Below are 2,824 nucleotides of genomic sequence, written 5' to 3'. Positions count from 1 at the left end.
CCAAACCGCGCGGTCAAGCGCGACGAAATTCTCGGGGAGAGTGTCTGACATGTTCTATCGCGAAGCGGGTGACTTCAAGACGTCCTACCAGGACGACGCGCAGACCTTCCCGATCAAGTTCGACCGGTACCGGTATTACGTCGTGCTGCTGGTGGCGTTCGCCGTGGTGCCCTTCCTGATCAACGACTACTGGGTCAATGCGGTTTTCCTGCCCTTCCTGATCTATGCCATCGCGGCGATCGGGCTGAACATCCTGGTGGGCTATTGCGGGCAGGTCAGCCTTGGCACGGGCGGGTTCATGGCGGTGGGCGCCTATTCCGTCTACAAGCTGATGACCAGCTTTCCCGAGATCAACATCTTCTTCCACGTGATCATCGCGGGCGGCATCACCGCCGGGGTCTGCGTGCTGTTCGGGCTGCCGAGCCTGCGGATCAAGGGGTTCTACCTTGCGGTGGCGACGCTGGCGGCGCAGTTCTTCCTTGTCTGGCTGTTCAACCGGGTGCCGTGGTTCTACAACTACTCGGCCTCGGGGCAGATCAGCGCGCCGGAGCGCACTCTGTTCGGCGTCCCGATCACCGGGGCGGGCACCGAGCCGTGGGCGACCTACCTGTTCTGCCTTGTCTTCACGGTGCTGGCCGCGATCCTTGCGCGGAACCTGACGCGGGGCACGGCGGGGCGGAAATGGATGGCAATCCGCGACATGGATATCGCCGCCGAGATCATCGGGGTGAACCCGCTGCGCGCCAAGCTGTCGGCCTTTGCCATCTCGGGCTTTTTCGTGGGGATCGCCGGGGCGCTGTTCTTTGCCGTCTATCTTGGCGCCGTCGAGGTGGGCGAGGTCTACGGGATCAACAAGTCGTTCCTGGTCCTGTTCATGGTGATCATCGGCGGGCTGGGCTCGATCTTCGGAAGCTTTGCCGGGGCGGCGTTCCTGGTGTTGCTGCCGGTGCTGCTGAAGAACGTGCTGGTGGGGACGATGGGCTGGCCCACCGACCTGGCGGCGCATTTCGAGTTCATCATCGTCGGCGCGCTGATCGTGCTGTTCCTGATCGCCGAGCCGCACGGGCTGGCGCAGCTGTGGCGCGTGGCGAAGGAGAAGCTGAGGCTTTGGCCCTTCCCGCACTAGGGAGGGTGAGAGGTGCGGCGGGGTGCGCCCCGCCCTGCAAGACCATCGGAGAAACCAAGGGAGGAAATGAACCGATGAAACAGAAACTGATGGCGGTGCTGGCCGCTGCCACACTGACGGCGGGGCCGGCGCTGGCCGACCTGAAGATCGTCGATACCAGCTACCGGACGGGGCCCTATGCCGCGAACGGCATCCCGTTCTCGGATGGCTACCAGGATTACTTCACCCTGCTGAACCAGCGTGACGGCGGCATCGGCGGCGAGAAGATCAACCTTGTCGAATGCGAGACCGGCTACAACACCGAGAAGGGTGTGGAGTGCTACGAGGCCAACAAGGGCGGCGACGCGTTGGTGTTCCAGCCGCTGTCGACGGGCATCACCTATCAGCTGATCCCCAAGGCCACCGCCGACCAGATCCCGCTGCATACGATGGGCTATGGCCGGACCTCGGCCAAGAACGGCGAAGTGTTCCGCTGGGTGTTCAACTATCCGGCCAACTACTGGGACGGGGCGAGCCATGCCGTGACCCATATCCTGAACGAGAATGACGGCGATATCAGCGGCAAGAAGATCGCGCTCGTCTATCACAACTCGGCCTATGGTAAGGAGCCGATCCGGACGCTGGAAGAGCTGGCCAAGAAGCACGGCTACGAGCTGACCCTCCTGCCGGTCGATCACCCCGGCCAGGAGCAGAAGTCGCAATGGCTTCAGATCCGCCGCGAAAGCCCCGACTACGTGATCATGTGGGGCTGGGGCGTGATGAACCAGGTCGCGATCCAGGAAGCCGTGAACATCCGCTACCCGATGGAGAACTTCATCGGCATCTGGTGGTCGGGCTCGGAGAACGACGTGAAACCGGCGGGCGACCGCGCCAATGGCTACAAGGCGCTGACCTTCCACAACCTCGGCAGCGACTATCCGGTCTATGACGACATCCAGGAACATGTCGTCGATACCGGCAACGCGGCGGGCGCGGGCGATAACATCGGCACCGTGCTGTATAACCGCGGCATGTATGCCGCGATGCTGGCCGCCGAGGCGATCAAGACCGCGCAGGAAATGCACGGCACCGCCGCCATCACGCCCGAGCAGATGCGCGACGGGATGGAGAACCTCGAGATGACCGAAGAGAAGATGGCCGCGCTTGGCCTTCCCAACTTCGGGCCGGAATTCAAGGTGACCTGCGAGAACCACGGCGGCAACGGCTATGGCGCCGTGTCGCAATGGGATGCGGAAGCCGGCGAGTTCACCCTGATCACCGACTATTACCAGTCGGACCAGGAGGTTCTGCAAGCGCTGATCGAGGAAGACTCGATGGCCTTCGCCCAGGAGAACGGCATCGAGCCGGGCTGCGACTAAACTCCTTTCCCCGGCCGCGGCAGGCGCGGCGGCCGGGGGTATTCGTTAGGACCTTTACCCGAACCACCAAGACAGGGGCATTTCGGCCCCGCCCGAGAGGAGACGCACAATGCCCGAGGACGGCCGGACCGAAGAGACCCTTCTCGAGGTCAACAACATCGAGGTGATCTACAACCACGTGATCCTCGTGCTCAAAGGCGTCAGCCTGTCGGTGCCCAAGGGCGGGATCACCGCCCTGCTGGGCGGCAACGGCGCGGGCAAGACCACCACGCTGAAGGCCATCTCGAACCTGCTCAAGTCCGAGCGGGGCGAGGTGACCAAGGGCAGCATCCGCTATCGC

The 2,824-nt window shown here is 63.4% G+C and carries 3 protein-coding genes; all 3 read left to right on the top strand.

The features are described 5' to 3' along the window. Positions 1 to 49: 49 nt before the first annotated feature. Positions 50 to 1,126 (top strand): branched-chain amino acid ABC transporter permease, encoded by a 1,077-nt coding sequence (locus RLN94_RS10470; RefSeq protein ID WP_350129666.1) that lies wholly within the window; start codon positions 50 to 52, stop codon positions 1,124 to 1,126. A gap of 74 nt (positions 1,127 to 1,200) precedes the next feature. Further along, positions 1,201 to 2,484, top strand: coding sequence for an ABC transporter substrate-binding protein (locus tag RLN94_RS10465; protein WP_350158535.1), 1,284 nt, complete (start codon positions 1,201 to 1,203; stop codon positions 2,482 to 2,484). 109 nt (positions 2,485 to 2,593) lie between these two features. Beyond that, a partial coding sequence (locus tag RLN94_RS10460) for an ATP-binding cassette domain-containing protein (RefSeq protein ID WP_350123375.1) occupies positions 2,594 to 2,824 on the top strand: 231 nt, incomplete at its 3' end.

The organism is Roseovarius sp., assembly GCF_040223625.1.
GTDB lineage: Bacteria > Pseudomonadota > Alphaproteobacteria > Rhodobacterales > Rhodobacteraceae > Roseovarius.
The sequence above is the reverse complement of the archived record's forward strand: the minus strand, read 5'-3'. Positions and strand labels throughout refer to the sequence as shown.